Origin of the sequence: Natronomonas marina (assembly GCF_024298905.1) — an archaeon.
Lineage (GTDB): Archaea > Halobacteriota > Halobacteria > Halobacteriales > Haloarculaceae > Natronomonas > Natronomonas marina.
The window spans coordinates 604465-620266 of record NZ_CP101154.1 but is presented as its reverse complement, the minus strand read 5'-3'; the positions used below and the strand labels follow the sequence as shown (position 1 = coordinate 620266).

Below are 15802 nucleotides of genomic sequence, written 5' to 3'. Positions count from 1 at the left end.
GGTACGGGTGAGGAACGACCTTCCTCCCCGGCGACAATTGACGGCGAGTCCCACATCAAAGCCCCTCCCTCAACGAGCGAGGTCGCAAGACCGAGCGAAGTAGGGAGGGGTCGGTTACAAGCGCACGGCACTTCTGATGGGCTGGGGAAGACGCCACGGGCGCCTTCCGAACGTCGACGAAAAAGACGGCCGCGCCCGACCGCTACGCCAGCGGCGTCCGCTCGACGACCGTCCCGTCGTAGGTGGGGTACTGCTCGACGATCTCGCCCTCGTCGACGTCGCCGTCCTCGACCATCTCCTCTAACAGCCACCACGCCAACTCGACGTGGTCGGACTTGACGGTGTAGTACGACTCGGGGATGCCCAGTTCCTCGAGGCGGCGCTCGGTCGTCCAGGTCTTGCCGTAGACGAGCGTGCCGTCGTCGGTTATCTCGTCGAACTCGCGGCGGATGTTCCTGGCCATCCGCTTGAGCCGCGAGCGGTGCTGGGCGGCGTCCTTGAAGACGCTCGTACAGAAGTAGACCTTCTCGTGGTCGCCCATCGTCTCGAGGATGTCGTGGCTGCCCTCGACGGCGGACATGTGGTCGTCCTTCAACTCGAAGCCGGCCTCCTGCATCCGCCGGTAGTTGCCGTCCGACATCTCGAACTCGTTGATGTTACAGAAGTCGGCGGCGCCCTCGTCGAGAAAGTCGAGGAACTCCTCTTCGGCGCGGATGCCCGGTATCTCGAAGGCCGGCGTCAGGCCCTCCTCGCGGGCGATATAGAGGATGTCCTCCCACTCGGTGCCGTGCAACTCGCCCCACTGCTCGTAGGGCGGGTGAAACCGTATCTCGTCGAGACCGGCCGCCGACAGTCGGCGCATGTTCTCGCGGCCGCCCGTGATGCCCGTGTAGAGGTGGGTGTGGTGGTCGGCGCCGAACTCGTCTTTCAGGAGTTCGAGGTAGTGACAGGTCCGCTCCAGCACCTCCTGCGGTTCGCCGCCGGTGATGGACGACCCCAGCGCGTCCATCCGTTTCGCCTCCTCGATGACGTCTTCGTCGGACTCGACGGGCCGCTCGTTGGCGTACACCTGCCCGACGTTCTTGCGGTTCTCGCCGAGCGGACAGTAGAAGCAGTCGCGCTGGTCACAGTAGCCGTAGACGAACAGCACCATCTTCCCCCCGACGGCGCACTGTTCACAGCCCTTCGAAATCATTCGTTGACAGACGTTTCCCGCCCCAGCAGGAAAAGTCGTGCGTTCCGTGGCCGTCTCCGGTCGAAGCCGTCCGGGAGCGCCGGCGGCCGACGCCCGACGGTGCCGGGCGTTCGGGGCACCGACGGACTCAAACCCGACGACCGCCTGCCTCCCGGTATGCGACCGACGCGCCGTTCGTTCCTGGCCGCCGCCGGGACGGCCGCGACCGGGGCGCTCGCGGGCTGTACCGGCCGACTGACCGCCGAGGGGGCCGCCTTCGCCGCGAGCGGGGCCACGCTGCCCGAGCGCGTTCAGGTCGAGACCGGCTACACCCACCACCGGACCGACGACTCGACCGTCTCGCAGCGATTCGAGTGGTACGGCATCGGGCGGACCGTCGACGTGACGAACGTCGTCGCCGAGTACGACCGCGCCGTCGAGTTGGACCTGCTGGGCCGGCGCATCCAGGCGGCCGTCTTCGCGGCACTGGCCACGCCGAAGGTCCGACTCCTCGGGCGGGAGTACAACCCGGTCGCGGGGATGTCGACGGCCGAACTCGCCGAACTGGTCCAGGAGCGCTACGACGAGTTCGACGTCGCGGGTGCCCGGGAGAACTACGCCTGGACGGTCGCCGGCAGCGGGACCACGGTGACCCGCTTCGACGCCGAGGCCCAACTGCTCGCGGTCGGTCGGCCGGTCGACGTCCACCTCTACGTGAGCGGGGCGGTCGAGGTCGGCGGCGACTTCCTGGTCACGCTTTCGGTCCACCCGCAGGCGTTCGGCCGCCGGGAGTCGACCGTCCGGCGGCTGATGGGGGCCGTCGAACCCGCCTGAACGGGGAGAAATGACTTAACCCGCCGCGAGCAATCCACGTACGACGACCGATGCTCCTGGTCCTCTGTGTCGACCTCGACGACGACCTCGGCCGCAAGACGGAGTTCGAGACGCCCGTCGTCGGCCGCGACGCCGTCGAGGCCGCCGCCGTCGCGCTGGCGAACGCCGACCCCGAGGACTCCGACGTGAACGTCTGCTTCCAGGGCGTCCACCTCGCCGACCGGATCGACGACGAGACCGTCGAGGTCGCGGTCGTGACCGGGACCGCCACGGCCGACGTCTCGGCCAACCGGAAGGTCGGCGACGAGGTCGACACCGTGCTGGCGTCGCTGTCGACCGGCGAGGACGTCCGCGCCCTGGTCGTCACCGACGGCGCACAGGACGAGTCGGTGCTGCCGGTCATCCGCTCGCGGGTGCCCATCGACGGCGTCCGCCGCGTCGTCGTCCGGCAGGCACAGGACCTCGAATCGATGTACTACACGTTCAAGCAGGTGCTCGCCGACCCGGAGACCCGTGGCACCATCCTCATTCCGCTCGGTATCCTGCTTCTCATCTATCCGGTCGCCATCGTCGCCGACGAACTGGGGTTGCCGGGGTCGACGCTCGGCGTCATCTCGGCGCTGCTCGGCCTCTACATCCTCTTTCGCGGTCTCGGACTCGAGGAAGCCATCGACGACCTGCTGGAGCGGGTCCGCGTCGGCCTGTTCACCGGCCGGGTCCAGCTCATCACCTCCGTCGTCGGCGCCGCGCTGGTCGCCGTCGGCGGCGTCGGCGGCCTCGAAGCCGTCGGCGCCGACCCCGATCCGGCCCCGCTCGGCGCGACGGTCGCGTTCGTCTACGGCGCCGTCCAGTGGGTCGCCGCCGCCGGCGTCGTCGTCGCCCTGGGCCGCATCACCGACGAGTACCTCGAGGGCGGCTTCCGGTGGCGCTACCTCAACGCGCCGTTCTACGTCGTCGCCATCGCCGTGGTTCTCCACGGACTCACGGCCTTCTTCCTGGGGATCGTGGACCTGTCGTATCTCGCCGTGATGCTGACGGCCGGGACGCTCCTGGGGCTGGCCAGCACGCTCGCCTTCGCCGTGGTCGAGGAGCGATACCCGCCCGGGCGGGACTCCGAAATCGTCGGCTAGGGAACGGCGACGCCCGCGACCGCCGGCAGCCCGAGCGAGCGGTGCCGCCAGCCGTCGCCCGCGTTCGCCAGGAACGTCCCCGATTCGGTGACGACGTAGGTCGCGTCGGCGTAGGCGACGCCCGCGACGGCCTCCTCGACCGGCAACTCGATTTCGGCCCACTCGCCGTCGACAGCCTCGCGCTCGTACAGCGCGTCGGCGGTTGCAGCGTGGGCCCGACCCCCGTCGCTGTCGACGACGCGGAACGCCCCTTCGAGGGCGGTCATCCAGCCGTTGGCGAGGTAGTAGAGCCCGGTGGCGGTGGCAGCGAGCGGGCCGCCCGCCGTCGTCACGTCGTCGACCGCGTCGAGCCCGACGTGGGTGCCGTCCAGACGGTAGATCCCGTCGGCGGCCGCGACCATGTCGCCGTCGATGGCCCGGACGTCGCCGACGTGGGCCAGCGTCTCCCAGCCGTCCTCGTAGCGGGCGAGTCGCCCCTCGCCGGCCGCGAGCAGCCCATTGTGGTAGCCGACGGCGTCGGCGGGACCGAAGCCGGTCGCCTCGAAGCCCTCGCCCGTCCCGACGAGGACGTCCTCGGTCGTGGCGACGGCGAGGCGGCCGTCGTCGGCGACGACGTCGCGTGCGGTACACCGCTCTCGGAGGGCGAACTCGCCGACGATGTCCGCCGAGACCTCGACGCGCGCGACGCCGGCACCGGTGGCGAGGAACGCCGTGGTGGCGCCCTCGCGGTCGGCGTAGACGCGCTTCTCGTCGAGGCTGATGTCCTCGTCGCTCATACCTTCGCTCGGCGGCGGAGCCTCGAAAGCGTTTATGTCGGTTCCGACCGGTCGCGGTACCGCTCGAAGACCCGCCGTCCCCACCGGAGGACCGACGCGTCGTCGGCGAAGACCGCGCCGACGAGGACGCCCTCCTCGTAGCCGAAGAAGCCGAGTTCGTCGTCGTCGAACAGCACTAGCGCGAAGGGTATTTCGCCGTCGACGGCCCGTATCTCCATGTTCGGCTCCCGGCTCGCAGTCTCGTAGTCGTCGTAATCGCTCTCGAGTCGGTCCGTGGCGGGCGGTTCCAGAACGAGCGTCGCGGTCTGTTGGCCATCGAGGACCCGTTCGTGGATCTTCTCGAAGTACCGCGGCATCCCGGACGGCGAGAGACAGCGGAGACGCTCGGCGCCCTTGGCGCGCTCCTCGAGCCGGTCGAGCGGCCGCTCGGGGGCGTGTCGGCCCGGAACGTGGACGCGTCCGTGTTCGAACAGCCGAAGCGGCAGGTGGTGGTCGGGCGGGACCGTCTCGAGGAGCCGGCCGGCGGCCGCCAGGCGGTCCAGCCGCGAGAGGTAGGCGTCGTGGCGCCGCCACGCCAGCCGGCCCAGTCCCGTCAACCGGTAGCCCGCCTCGCAGGGCGCGACCAGTCCGGCCGCCTCCAGGTCCTGCAGCGCCTTGTAGACCGTCGAGCGGGAGACCCCCAGCGCGTCCCGGAGAGCCCGCTGTGTCAGCGGCCCGTCGGCGAGCGCCTCGAGCACCGGCGCGCGCTTCCTGAGGACGTCGTAGAACGGCGGGGCCTCCCCGTGGGCTCCGGTCATCGCTTCGCCCTATCGGTCGCGGGGGTTAAATTACCCCCCGATCGGTGTTTCGAGGGGCGAAACCTGTCCGAGAGGTCGAAACACGTCCGGGGACGTAATCTGAAGGTGACTCCGGAACCAGAGGGAACTGCACCCCGCTGACGCCTCCCTCCAGCCGACCTGGTCGCCCCGTGTCGGTATCCCTTTGCCGGCGGCCCACGAAGGGCCGCGCATGCAAGTGTTCGGGTCCAGCGGCGTCCGTGGCGTGGCCGGCACGGAGCTGACGCCGCCGTTCGTCGGGCGGATCGCCGCCTCGGCCGGCACCGTGCTGGACGCCGAGGCCGTCGGACTTGCCCGCGACACCCGCACGACGGGCCGGCTGTTCGCCGACGCCGCCGCCAGCGCGCTCGGTAGCGTCGGCTGCGATGTCCACCGCCTCGGCGTCGTTCCGACGCCCGGCGCACAGGCGTACGCCGAACGCGAGGGAGTCCCCGTCGTCGTCATCACGGCGAGTCACAACCCGCCCGAGTACAACGGCGTGAAACTCGTCGGTGCGGACGGCGTCGAACTGTCCCAGGAGACGCTCGAACGAATCGAGGAGCGCCTGCTGGCGGAGGACTTCCGGCTCCGGGACTACGAGGCCGTCGGCGGCCACCGCACGGCCGACGGCGTCGGCGACGCCTACGTCGAGGCGTTGCTCGAACGGCTGGCCGCCGAGGGCGTCCGCGAGCGAATCGCGGCAGCCGACCCGACGATTGCTCTGGACCCCGGCCACGGCGCGGGCTGTCTCACCAGCCCGCGGTTCTTCCGGGAACTCGGCTGCCGCGTCCACACGGTCAACGCGACCCCCGACGGCCACTTCCCGGGTCGGGACCCCGAACCCGTCGCCGAGAACCTCGCGGACCTCCGGCGACTCGTCCGCTCGACGGACGCCGACCTGGGGGTCGCCCACGACGGCGACGCCGACCGGGCCATCTTCGTCGACGAGGCGGGCAGCCACGTCGAGGGTGACGCCGCCCTCGCCGCGCTCGCGGCCGACGAACTCGACGACGGCGACGTCGCCGTCTCGGCGGTCAACGTCTCCCAGCGGCTCGTCGACGCCGTCGACGCCGCCAGTGCGACCCTCGAGTTGACGCCCATCGGGAGCACCTACATCATCTCCCGGATACGGGAACTGCGCGCGGAGGGCGCCGACGTGCCCGTCGCCGGCGAGGGCAACGGCGGAATCCTCTTTCCGGGCTACCGGATCGCCCGCGACGGCGCCTACACCGCCGCCCGCTTTCTCGCGCTCGTGGCCGACCAGCCGGCGAGCGAGATCGCCGCCGCCCACGGCGGCTACGTCAACGCCCGGGCGAACCTCGAGTACGACGGCGCGGGCCAGCGAGAGGCCATGTTGGGCGCGGCCGAGACCTACGCCCGCGAGGCCGACGCCGAGGTGACGACGCTCGACGGCTACCGCCTCGACTACGGCGACGCGTGGGTGCTCGCCCGCCCCAGCGGGACCGAGCCGCTCGTCCGCGTCTACGCCGAGGGTCCCGACCGGGCACGGACCGAGGCGCTCCTCGAGGGGATGTGTGAGGCCCTGGAGTCGGGCCGCGAGGCGGCCTGACCGAACTCGGGGCAGGCCCTCAGGGCGGGTCGTGCTCCTCGAGGGCCTCGTCCAGTCGCTCGCGCCGGTCGCGGGCGCTTTCGAGTTCCTCCGCGACCGCGCCGGATCGGAGCCGTTCGCGCTCCTCGGGTGTCAGTTCCGCGCGGGCGACGGCGCTCTCCCGCAGCCGTTCGTACTCGTCGTCCCGCGCCAGCGAGCAGACCGCCCGGAGCGCCCGCGTCGTCTCCTCGCCGGCGAACCGGTCGACGACCGAGAGCAGTTCCTCGGTCCGGAACCGGAGTCGCCCGACCTCCGGCGGCGGCCAGCCGATACACAGCGGGTCCGCCGAGAGGTCCTCGAGGTACGTCCGGTTGGTCGCCACCCGGCGCTTCAGCAGGCTCGCGTCCTCGACGTAGTGCTCCAGTTTCGACTTCGAGTAGTCGGCGTACTCCAGCAGTTCCGGCACGGTGTGGTCGCCGGCCGGCTCCCTGTCGACGTACTCGAACAGTTCCGTCGGCGGCGCCCGGAAATCGACCAGCGGGTAGCCGGCCGCCGTCCGGACGAACCCGAGGAACTCGCGGGCGGGCGCCTCCTTGCGGAACTCGGCGAAGGCCGCCCGCACTGCCTCGTCGTAGCGCTCGATGGGTTCCCGGAGCCGCTCGACTGGTGCGTCGAGGTCGGCCTCGCCGAGTCGCCGGACCCGCTGTAACTCCTCGATGCGCTCGTCGAGTTCGCGGCGGCGGCGCTCGGCCTGCCGGTAGGCCGTCCGGTAGCGGCTCCGGGCGTCTTCGAGGTCGTCGCGGTAGTCGGCGTACTCGCGGGCCGGCGCCAGCGCCTCGCGGGCGGCGTCGAAGTCGTCGGTCGTCAGCGACTTCGAGACGCCGCCCGTCTTGACGTGACCGTCGGCCTCGAGGAACGCCTCGCTCTCGGGGATGTCCTCCGGAATCGACGACATCGTCTCCGAGAGGTCGTCCCGGAACTCGACGTACCCCTCGAAGTCGTCCCAGTCGGTCGCCCGTTCCTCCCAGCGGTCCAGCACGCGGGCGACGGACTCGTAGGCGTCGGCGACCGTGTCGACGTCCTCGGGGTCGACCGGCGGGTCGGACTCCAGGCGCTCGAGGCGGTCGGCGGCGGCCGCCAGTTCCGCGGCCGGGTCGTCACTCGGCGTAGACATCCTCGGGGTCGAAGACCTGCTGTCCGACGACGTCGCCGTCGACGGTCCGGTGGAAACAGCTCTCGTGGCCGGTGTGACAGGCGCCGCCGTCCTGCTCGACGACGTACAGGAGGGCGTCGCCGTCGCAGTCGACGCGGACCTCCTCGACGCGCTGGGTGTGGCCGCTCGTGGCGCCCTTCTTCCAGAGTTCCTCTCGGCTCCGGGAGTAGTAGTGTGCGTAGCCGGTCTCGCGGGTCCGCTCGAGGGCCTCCCGGGAGACGTACGCGAGCATGAGGACGTCGCCGGAGTCGGCGTCCTGTGCGACGGCGGGGAGCAGCCCCTCGTCGTCGAAGGCGAGGTCGACGGACATGGCCGGACGTGGGTCGCTCGCGGGGATATGCCTTTTCGTTGGTCCCTCGAAAGGGTCAGGCCAGCCCGAGCGCCGACAGCAGCGCAAACAGCAGGTCGCCGTAGCCCAGCGCCACCACCAGACCGGCGAACATCGGCAGGATGAACGGGATGCCGGGGGTCAGCCAGACGGTCTCGCGGTCGGACTCGACGAGCACCTCCAGCCCCTCCCGGAGTTCCGCCGGCGTGGTGCCGTAGGCGCGGTGCTCCTCGAGGAACCGCGCTGCGCCCCACGTATCGAGCGGGCGGACGGCCGACTCCTGGGCGTCCCGGGCGTCGGTCGCCGGCCCGGGAGCGTCGACGGTGTCGACCACCGTCTCACCGCCGTCGGTCAGCGCCCGCTCGTCGTCGACGATGGAGCCGTCGCCGGGGTCGTTCCGCTCGGTCGGCAGCGGGTGGCGGTACCGGTCGGGCTCGGACCGGACCGCCGCGAGGTCGACGCCGCGCCACCGCAGGTACATCCGCAGGGCGTCGACGTCCAGCCCCCGGCGGGTGAACCCCGCCGGCGTCTCCAGCAGCCGACCGTACTCGCCGGGAATCTCGTCGACGGCGACCGGCCGGCCGACGAACATCGCGGGCGTAATCTCGCCGCGGGGCAGGTTCCGCAACGCCAGGAGCAGGGGGTACGCCAGCCCGAGCAGCACCGTGTTCGAGAGGATGGTCAGAGAAAAGACGCCGAGTGCGGCCGTCTGTGTCGGATAGGCGGCCGGGACCGCCCCGCCGAGCGCCGTCACGACCGAGGCGGGCAGGTAGTACGCCGGATTGGCGGGGAACACGACGGCGAGCGTCATGACGGCCTTGGCGTCGGCGCCCCCGAAGCCGCCGAGTCGCCAGAAGACGTAGCCCAGCGGCGCGACGAGTCCGAGCGACAGCAGTACCCGGATCACGAACAGCGTCTGTCGACGGGTGCCGGCGACCAGCAGCGCGTCCCACGCCAGCGCGACGACGCCGACGACGACAAGCGGGAGCCACGCCCGGTTGGGGACCCGGCGAGTCCGGACGTCCCTGAGGGCCGCCCACCCGAGCACCGGCACCGCCACCAGTCGCAGCAGGTCGGGGCCGCTCGCGATTCCGAAGACCAGCGACACGGCCGTCCTTGCGTCCACCTCCATTATAAACTCGTGCACTCGTCTCGCTCCCGGTCAGGTTCAGTACCGGAAATTATTCGCCTTCAAAATCGGACGACCGTTCAGCGTGGCCGAAAGAGCTGCCATAGTGGGAACGTATATCCGGGTGGGTTCGCTATCCGTAGTCGAACGGGATGCCGTACAGGGACCACGAGACGCTCGAACTCGGGGCGTCGGCGCTCGTCCTCGTCGACGTCCAGCGGGGGTTCGACGACGAGCGGTGGGGCGACCGCAACAACCCCGACGCAGAGCGACACGTCGCGGAACTGCTCGCTGCGTACCGGCGTGCCGGACGCCCCGTGTTCCACGTCAAACACGACTCGACGGAGCCGGGGTCACCGCTTCGTCCGGACCGGCCGGGCAACGCGTTCAAGCCGGAGGCGGAGCCGACCGACGGGGAACCGGTCGTCACGAAACGGGTCAACAGCGCCTTCATCGGGACGGACTTCGAGGCGAAACTCCGTGATGCCGGCGTCGAGCGGCCCGTCTTCGTCGGCTTCACGACCGATCACTGCGTCTCGACGACGGTCCGGATGGCCGAGAACCTCGGCTTCGAGCCCTACGTCGTCGCCGACGCTACGGTGACGTTCGACCGGGAACTCGGCGGGACGCGGTACGTCGCCGAACAGAACCACCGGCTCGCGCTGGCACAGCTATCGGGCGAGTTCGCCACCATCGTCGAGACGGCGACGGTGCTTGCGGCCCTGGAGAACGAGGCGTGAAACGCTGCGGTGCCGTCGGGCGGCGGGGATCGCACTACACTCGTGCCGCATCCCCCGTCTTTCTCACCGAGGATCGACCACGCACGACTACGTGGTGTGGCTCCCTGCGATATTTCGGTTCAATTTCGGATGTAAGCGCCATTCTTGAAAACTGCACAGCAATCCCGTGACGTGCCTGACGAGAACCCTCCGGACTACTGGAACGACTGGCGGCTGGACCCCGAGGAGTTCAACCGGATAATCGACGACAACTCGAACGCCCTCAGCGCAATCTTCGGCTACGTGGCCGAAGAACGGATGCGCGAGATGTATCTCGAAGACGATCCCGCCATCGAAGACATCCGCACGCCCGACGACCAAGACGAGAGCGACAAGGGCGACTGGGCATTCACGTACAAGGGTGAGCCGATGAAAATCGAGGTGAAGAGCCTCCAGAGCCGAACCGTTCCCGACGTGGATGAAAACCAGACGACACTCACCGAGGGGGACAGGAAAATCGAAGTCGGGTTCCATCTCAAGGGCTCCAGTGATCCGCGCGACATCGAACACGACGGAGAAACGTACAGCACGGTACTGATGGACGTCGAAAACAGCGATATTGACATTATAGCCGTGAACCTGTACGAAGTCAAAGACGAGTGGGATTTCGCGTTCGTCAGAGTCACCGACCTTCCGCGGTCGAAAGGGAACTATCCCGAGGGACTGAGGCAGAAACTCTCGAAATCACAGCCGAAATTCGAGATTCCGGTCGAGGACCCCTACACCGATGACCTGTCGGCCCTGATGGACGAAGTGCTCCAAGAGCGAAATTAGATGTTCGATTCCAGCGTGTTTGTGGGAGTTCCGTCCAGTTCGTACACGAGGAAGTAGGAGTGGTTCTTGCGGGCGTGAACCTGTCGGTTCATCCCCGAAACCGCGGGTCTGTTCGACCGCACGACGACGAACAGGTCCTTCGTATACATCCCCAGTTTCGATTCGTAGAAGTTCGTAATCTGGACGTGGGTGAGCTCCTGGGTGTTCGCGCTCACTTCGTCCTGCGTTTTGACGATGAGTGTTCCGTCGTTCTTCAGCACGCGCTGTGCCTCGATCCCGGCTTCGGCGTACAGGTCGAATACTGCTTGGTGGTACTTCGACCCGCGCGTATCCAGAACCTCCCCGTTGCTGTAATTCTCGCGGAACTGAGAGTGAGAACTGTCCCCGCCAGCGAGCATATCTTCGTTCTTGCGGAAGAATCCTTCCGCGTACGGTGGATCTAAGACGACTACATCGAGGAAGTCGTCTTCGTAGGGGAGGTTGCGACAATCAACCGGATACCCCGACGGGGACTTCTCGGCGGACAAGTCGGACGCGTACACGTCGTACTGCCCGAAGTCGACGTTCTTCCAGAAGACACCTTTGCCGTAGGTCACGTCCGCGATGGTTGCCCCCTCCTCGACGTGCAGGTCGAGGACTCGCGGGAACACCTCGTCGTTCCGTTCCCGATAGGCAGACAGGACGAGTTCCTCCTCTTCGCCCTTCGTTAGTGTCGTCTGTACGGTCCCGTCGAGACGGAACTCGTCGAGAGATACGTCACCGCTGAAGTCGGTGACGAGCCGTGATTCGTCGGCGTGACCTTCGGTTTCACTCATCCCGTTGTAATCAGTGTTGGCGCGATAGGTTAAAGCTACCCGTTCAAGTTTGAATTGAACGGTGAGGATGTGTGTCGCTTTATCAGTTGGTGTTACGAGTCGACAGGTATGGACGAGGAGAAGCGAGACGATGCGGGGCGGTTCGAGGAGGACTACCCCGACGACGCGTTCGTCGAAGCGGTCGAGTCACTCCACGTCGCGTCCACGTCGAACGTCGCGGAGTACGTCGGGTGCTCGTACGACCTGGCGTACCGCCGCCTCGACACGCTGTTCGGCGACAACGAAATCAAGCGGGAGAAGGTCGGACGGGCGTTCGTATTTTATATCGAGTGACTGTGGCAGTCCTGGTCGATACAGTGCGCGTCGACGGGGCGACTCGACCGCGAGAGAACGAACTGGGGCTTCGATTCGGACCGACGTCCGCACGCGGGAGCCGGTCCGTTCACGGGAGCGGGATCCACACCGACGACGGCAGGACGCCCGCCATCGCCAGCAGGCCGATACACAGCGAGGTGACGACGATGCTCGCCGCCGGTGGGTCGAGGTGCGTCTCGGCGTGGGCGTAGAGGACGCGCTGGGCGACTTCACCGAACAGGGACCCGAGAACGCCGAACGCACCACCGACGAGGAGCGCCGTCTCCAGCGGCACCGCACCCGCCACGAGCGCCGGCGTCAACGCGCCGGCCGGGGCGTCGACCAGCGCCAGCACCGCGGTGCTGGCGGGCAGCGAGGCGTGGTGGGTCACCGGCACCTCGGCCACGCCCGCGTTGAGGAAGACCAGCGCGACGACGCTGATACCGAACGCGAGGAACGGACTCGCCGTCAGCCAGGCGACGTAGCCGCCGAGAATCCCGACGACCGCTCCGAGTGCCGCGACGTCGCCCCACCGGTACTGGTAGGGGAGCCACGGCTCGACGGTCCGCGAGCCGCCGTCGGCGAGTCTCCCCTCGTCCCCCGAGACCCCCTGCTCGAACGGTTCCATGTCGAACCACCGGGCCGGTCGCGCACCGACGAGGCTGTAGCCGAACGCCAGCCGGTGTGCGACCGCCGACCCGACCACGCCCAGCGCGACGGGGTCGACCGGGACCGAGAGGCTTGCCGACAGCGTGGCGATCCAGTAGCCGACGACGCCGAACAGCCCGCCGACAGCGAGCACGTCCGGTCTGTTCCCGAGTCCGCGTGTCACTTCCTTTGCCTGGTGGTAGTCGAAGTCGGTGTCGAGGTAACCCCGCCTCGTCGCGTAGGCCAGCGCGGCGGCGCCGCCCCCGAACGCGACGTGGGGACCCAGCACGACGCCGAACGCGATCGACCCCGTGATATCGACCGGGAGCGTCTCCGCGCCCGACGCCCGGCCGACGAGTTCGTAGAGTTCGCCGACGACCACCATCAGCCCCGCAAGCGAAAACGACGGTAGCGCCCCGACGCTCGCGCCGAAGGCGCCGCCGGCGAAGGCGGCCAGCACCATCCCGACCGCCCAGAGGTCCGAAACCGCCACGGCTACCCGTCCCGCTCTCGGACGAGTCGCCAGCCGTCGTCGCCCGAGTTGGTCCCCGGGTGGTCGCCCGGGTCGGGATCAGACACTCGTCGTCGCCTCCCGCTCGATCTCGTCGAAGAGGTCGCCGACGCGTGCCCGGACCTCCTCGCGGATCTCGCGCACGTCCTCGAGCGGCCGACCGTCGGGGTCGGTCAGCGCCCACTCGCGGACGTCGACGCCGGACGCGTCCGCGTCGAGTTCCAGCGTCGAACAGCCCATGGTTGCGACGTACTCGCAGGACTCGAGTTCCCCGGTCGTGATGGCCCGCGGAACAGTGCCCGAGAGGTCGACCCCCGCTTCCTCCATCACGGTCACGACCTCCTCGTGGACGCGTTCTGCGGGACGCGTTCCGCCGGTCAGTACCTCGACGGCGTCGGCGAGACCGCGGCGTTCGCGCTCGACCTCGGCGAAGGCGGTCGCCATCTGCGAGCGGCCGGCGTTCCGGACGCAAACGAACGCGACCCGGACTGGACCGCCGTCGTCGCTCACTGGCGGTCCCCCCGGGTCGCGTCGAGCGCCCCCAGCAGTGCCTCGGCGCGGGGGGTCGCCTCGTAGTGGCGCCACCGTCCCTCCTTGCGACGGGCGACGAGGCCGGCGTCGTAGAGGTCCGAGAGCGCGTGACTGATGGCGCTGTCGCTCACGTCGACGGCGGGCGTTATCTCACAGACACACAGTTCCTCCCCGGCCGCGACGAGCAGTCGGACGATGCGGTGACGCGTCTCGTCGCCGAGCGTCTTCAGCGCGGTTCGGTCCTCGTCGGGCGCCGACCCGGCGTCCGACCGGTATCCCCGGAGAGTCTCGATGCGGGTCTCGACGTCCGCCTCACAGCAGTCCCCGACCTGCTGTGTCATGTACCGGCGGAGGCGTTCGGTCTCCTGCGACATGGTTGAACGATTTAGCAGCTGTTCAAATAAGTCTGTCGACCGCTCTGCTTCCCTGTCTTGGCGACGTCGCCGTGCTCGGGTTAGGATCACAGCCCCGGTGCAGGAGGTGTCACTGATGCAGTCGGCGTGACGTTCGTTCCTGTATGTTCCTTTCAATCCGGGCTGTAAACGTCGTACACAACAGCAGCACCGTATCGTGGGCCGTGTCGGAGACCCGCCGGACTACTGGAGCGGGTGGAAACCGGACCTCGAGGAGTTCAACCGGATTATAGACCAGAACTCGAACGTCGCGGAGAGGGTGGGCTGTTCCTGCGACCTCGCATACGGACGAGTAAACTACCCCTCCCTACTCCCTCGGCGCATACGCGCCTCGGTTCTTGAGGGAGGGGCTTTGATGTGGACGCCCGGCGATCAGCTGTCGGCGGGTGGCCGATAGCCGTCGCCGTTCAACATCCCACCATTTACACGCACGTCTACTGGTGCGTCTGCGCTCCCCGACGTGGGCGAGGAACGCAGTCTGTGTTGTCGCTTCCGCATATATCGCAGTCCGACGTTTTTCGCGCCGTTATAATCTGCGTTGATTTCGTACCCGCATTTCGAACACCGGAACTGCTCGCCGTCGCGGTTGTCTTCGTGAGTAAACCCACAGTCGGTGTGCGAACACCGCTGGCTGGTGTGGTCGGGGTCGACCTGTTCAACCGCGACACCGCGTTCTGGAGCTTTGTACTCGACGTACTCAACAAGACGGCGAAATGCCCAGATGTGATGCCAGTCGGCGTGGGGCAGCCGCTCTCGAATGTCGGTCAGGTCCTCGAACACAATCACGTCGCAGTCGTGGTCAACCGCTTCAGCAACGATCTCGTTGGCGACTGTATGATATACTGTTTCCGCCATGCTGTTTCGCGCTTTCCAAGCCGCAGCAAGGCGTTATGAGCGGCTTGCGTCCCACGCTGTTGCATCTCGGCCCGGCGCTTCTCGAACTCCTGTATCCAGTGGTCGTATTCGTCACCGCTCCAGAACGTGCCTGTTGACGTAACGGCGAGACTGTTCACGCCGAGGTCGATCCCGAGGACTGTTTGGTGCCCGGTATCGTCCGAATCTCAACTTCGAGGGCCTCGCCTTCGTCGTCTGTCTTCCGTGTTTTGACATGGAAGTAGAACTCGTCGGTTGCTTGGTCGTACTGGAGTGTGCTCGTGCGAAACTCGTAGTTGTCCGAAAGGACGTACTCCTCGTATGGTGTTGGACCATCTGCTGGGAGTTCAAACTCACACTGGATGCGTCCGTTCACCGTCGAAAGTGAGATTTTGTTGCGGTAGAACGTCGCACTGCGCTTGTCGTAGACCACACTCCAAGAGGTGAACGCTGGTTTGTTCGTCCGTTTGCCTTTCTTCCAGCGGTCAACGCCACTATCAACCGCGTGGACGGCACGCCGGATGGCTTCTTGGACGAGATTCGCTGTCAGGTCAGTTTCCTCGCGGAGTCGGTCGTACAGCGCATCCCTGGCTGTCACGTTCGAGGTGATACAGTCTTCGTAATCTGTATTGTCCCAGCAGTAGTCACTGGCTTCTTTCACGCAGTATAGGAATTGCTCGGCGGTTTCGTGGAGGTCCTCGTGGTACTCGTCGGGAACAACGAGTTTGACCGGCGCGGTTCGTCTGACCTCCATATTTCAGATCTTGTTTCGGCGATACTTAATAATCCGGGAGTCGGACAGCTACAGTCCCGTCATTTGCGTCACCGAGTGTCGGCTTCTGCGCGCGGGCTCTGCCCGCTCGCACGGCCCGAGGCGCTCCGCGCCTCGCTGTCCTCCCCGGCCCACTCGCTTCGTGCTTCCGACCAGTCGGAAGCCCTCGCTCCTTGAGGCCGGAGGCTCCGCCTCGAAGCTGCTGAACGCGCCGTTCGAAAGGAGAGATTCAGCGTGAAGAAGTGGGACAGGTGTTCGTCTTCTACACCGAGTAGTAAGGCTTCTCCGTTCTGTTCGGAAGACTTCGCGGGCAGGTTTACAGAATTGCAAGGCGAATGCCACGGGGCTTGACCCCGTGGATGAAGCCGACACGTAATGGCACAA

Annotated in this window: 16 protein-coding genes and 1 pseudogene; 6 read left to right on the top strand and 11 right to left on the bottom strand. The window is 67.5% G+C overall.

Features of this window, described 5'->3' with window-relative positions; translation table 11 throughout:
• Nucleotides 1-202: 202 nt before the first annotated feature.
• Nucleotides 203-1195 carry a radical SAM protein gene (locus NLF94_RS03370; RefSeq protein ID WP_254840061.1) on the bottom strand — a complete coding sequence of 331 codons (993 nt, stop codon included), beginning with the start codon at nt 1193-1195 and terminating at the stop codon, nt 203-205.
• A gap of 156 nt (nt 1196-1351) precedes the next feature.
• Here NLF94_RS03370 and NLF94_RS03365 point away from each other — a divergent pair, with 156 nt between their 5' ends.
• Both NLF94_RS03365 and NLF94_RS03360 read left to right on the top strand, forming a co-directional pair.
• Entirely contained in the window at nt 1352-2008 is a 657-nt protein-coding gene (locus NLF94_RS03365; RefSeq protein WP_254840060.1) for a DUF6517 family protein, read from the top strand.
• 50 nt (nt 2009-2058) lie between these two features.
• Entirely contained in the window at nt 2059-3138 is a 1080-nt protein-coding gene (locus NLF94_RS03360) for a DUF373 family protein (protein WP_254840059.1), read from the top strand.
• Here the strand turns inward: NLF94_RS03360 and NLF94_RS03355 are convergent.
• Both NLF94_RS03355 and NLF94_RS03350 read right to left on the bottom strand, forming a co-directional pair.
• Nucleotides 3135-3914 carry an HVO_0234 family beta-propeller protein gene (locus tag NLF94_RS03355; RefSeq protein ID WP_254840058.1) on the bottom strand — a complete coding sequence of 260 codons (780 nt, stop codon included), beginning with the start codon at nt 3912-3914 and terminating at the stop codon, nt 3135-3137. The two genes, NLF94_RS03360 and NLF94_RS03355, sit on opposite strands and share 4 nt — an antisense overlap.
• A 32-nt stretch (nt 3915-3946) precedes the next feature.
• A complete protein-coding gene (locus NLF94_RS03350; RefSeq protein ID WP_254840057.1) occupies nt 3947-4711 on the bottom strand; it encodes a helix-turn-helix transcriptional regulator in 765 nt (254 codons plus the stop codon).
• A gap of 211 nt (nt 4712-4922) precedes the next feature.
• On the opposite strand from NLF94_RS03350, the gene glmM reads away from it, so the two are divergent.
• On the top strand, nt 4923-6299 hold the full coding sequence (gene glmM / locus NLF94_RS03345; RefSeq protein WP_254840056.1) for a phosphoglucosamine mutase: 1377 nt from the start codon (nt 4923-4925) through the stop codon (nt 6297-6299).
• 19 nt (nt 6300-6318) lie between these two features.
• Here glmM and NLF94_RS03340 read toward each other — a convergent pair whose 3' ends face one another.
• The 3 genes from NLF94_RS03340 to NLF94_RS03330 are packed head-to-tail and all read right to left on the bottom strand — an operon-like array spanning nt 6319 to nt 8951.
• On the bottom strand, nt 6319-7452 hold the full coding sequence (locus tag NLF94_RS03340) for a DUF7118 family protein (RefSeq protein WP_254840055.1): 1134 nt from the start codon (nt 7450-7452) through the stop codon (nt 6319-6321).
• Nucleotides 7436-7801: a phosphoribosyl-AMP cyclohydrolase gene (hisI, locus tag NLF94_RS03335; protein WP_254840053.1), complete on the bottom strand. Its 366-nt coding sequence runs from the start codon at nt 7799-7801 to the stop codon at nt 7436-7438. Before hisI ends, NLF94_RS03340 begins: the two co-directional genes overlap by 17 nt.
• A 55-nt stretch (nt 7802-7856) precedes the next feature.
• Entirely contained in the window at nt 7857-8951 is a 1095-nt protein-coding gene (locus tag NLF94_RS03330) for an A24 family peptidase (RefSeq protein WP_254840052.1), read from the bottom strand.
• Between the two features lie 149 nt (nt 8952-9100).
• Between NLF94_RS03330 and NLF94_RS03325 the strand changes: the two genes are divergently transcribed.
• Together NLF94_RS03325 and NLF94_RS03320 are read left to right on the top strand one after the other, a co-directional pair.
• Nucleotides 9101-9688, top strand: coding sequence for a cysteine hydrolase family protein (locus NLF94_RS03325; protein ID WP_254840050.1), 588 nt, complete (start codon nt 9101-9103; stop codon nt 9686-9688).
• A gap of 171 nt (nt 9689-9859) precedes the next feature.
• A complete protein-coding gene (locus NLF94_RS03320) occupies nt 9860-10501 on the top strand; it encodes a hypothetical protein (protein WP_254840049.1) in 642 nt (213 codons plus the stop codon).
• Here the strand turns inward: NLF94_RS03320 and NLF94_RS03315 are convergent.
• Entirely contained in the window at nt 10498-11316 is an 819-nt protein-coding gene (locus tag NLF94_RS03315) for a DNA methyltransferase (protein WP_254840048.1), read from the bottom strand. The two genes, NLF94_RS03320 and NLF94_RS03315, sit on opposite strands and share 4 nt — an antisense overlap.
• 108 nt (nt 11317-11424) lie before the next feature.
• Here NLF94_RS03315 and NLF94_RS03310 point away from each other — a divergent pair, with 108 nt between their 5' ends.
• Nucleotides 11425-11649, top strand: coding sequence for a transcriptional regulator (locus NLF94_RS03310; protein ID WP_254840047.1), 225 nt, complete (start codon nt 11425-11427; stop codon nt 11647-11649).
• A 109-nt stretch (nt 11650-11758) separates the two neighbouring features.
• On the opposite strand, the gene NLF94_RS03305 is transcribed toward NLF94_RS03310, so the two are convergent.
• The 4 genes and pseudogenes from NLF94_RS03305 to NLF94_RS20895 all read right to left on the bottom strand — a co-directional run bounded on the left by NLF94_RS03305 (nt 11759) and on the right by NLF94_RS20895 (nt 15400).
• Nucleotides 11759-12811, bottom strand: a complete 1053-nt coding sequence (locus NLF94_RS03305; RefSeq protein WP_254840046.1) for a DUF7973 family transport facilitator — start codon at nt 12809-12811, stop codon at nt 11759-11761.
• A 78-nt stretch (nt 12812-12889) separates the two neighbouring features.
• Nucleotides 12890-13339 carry an arsenate-mycothiol transferase ArsC gene (locus NLF94_RS03300; RefSeq protein WP_254840044.1) on the bottom strand — a complete coding sequence of 150 codons (450 nt, stop codon included), beginning with the start codon at nt 13337-13339 and terminating at the stop codon, nt 12890-12892.
• Entirely contained in the window at nt 13336-13734 is a 399-nt protein-coding gene (locus tag NLF94_RS03295; RefSeq protein ID WP_254840042.1) for an ArsR/SmtB family transcription factor, read from the bottom strand. The genes NLF94_RS03300 and NLF94_RS03295 overlap by 4 nt, the downstream gene beginning before the upstream one ends.
• Nucleotides 13735-14145: 411 nt before the next feature.
• Nucleotides 14146-15400 (bottom strand): annotated as a pseudogene (locus NLF94_RS20895) (RNA-guided endonuclease InsQ/TnpB family protein).
• Nucleotides 15401-15802 lie beyond the last annotated feature (402 nt).

Coding starts and splice junctions, on each gene's coding strand:
- NLF94_RS03370 (WP_254840061.1), bottom strand. CDS start 1,195: ATGATTTCGAAGGGCTGTGAACAGTGCGCCGTCGGGGGGAAGATGGTG.
- NLF94_RS03365 (WP_254840060.1), top strand. CDS start 1,352: ATGCGACCGACGCGCCGTTCGTTCCTGGCCGCCGCCGGGACGGCCGCG.
- NLF94_RS03360 (WP_254840059.1), top strand. CDS start 2,059: ATGCTCCTGGTCCTCTGTGTCGACCTCGACGACGACCTCGGCCGCAAG.
- NLF94_RS03355 (WP_254840058.1), bottom strand. CDS start 3,914: ATGAGCGACGAGGACATCAGCCTCGACGAGAAGCGCGTCTACGCCGAC.
- NLF94_RS03350 (WP_254840057.1), bottom strand. CDS start 4,711: ATGACCGGAGCCCACGGGGAGGCCCCGCCGTTCTACGACGTCCTCAGG.
- glmM (WP_254840056.1), top strand. CDS start 4,923: ATGCAAGTGTTCGGGTCCAGCGGCGTCCGTGGCGTGGCCGGCACGGAG.
- NLF94_RS03340 (WP_254840055.1), bottom strand. CDS start 7,452: ATGTCTACGCCGAGTGACGACCCGGCCGCGGAACTGGCGGCCGCCGCC.
- hisI (WP_254840053.1), bottom strand. CDS start 7,801: ATGTCCGTCGACCTCGCCTTCGACGACGAGGGGCTGCTCCCCGCCGTC.
- NLF94_RS03330 (WP_254840052.1), bottom strand. CDS start 8,951: ATGGAGGTGGACGCAAGGACGGCCGTGTCGCTGGTCTTCGGAATCGCG.
- NLF94_RS03325 (WP_254840050.1), top strand. CDS start 9,101: ATGCCGTACAGGGACCACGAGACGCTCGAACTCGGGGCGTCGGCGCTC.
- NLF94_RS03315 (WP_254840048.1), bottom strand. CDS start 11,316: ATGAGTGAAACCGAAGGTCACGCCGACGAATCACGGCTCGTCACCGAC.
- NLF94_RS03310 (WP_254840047.1), top strand. CDS start 11,425: ATGGACGAGGAGAAGCGAGACGATGCGGGGCGGTTCGAGGAGGACTAC.
- NLF94_RS03295 (WP_254840042.1), bottom strand. CDS start 13,734: ATGTCGCAGGAGACCGAACGCCTCCGCCGGTACATGACACAGCAGGTC.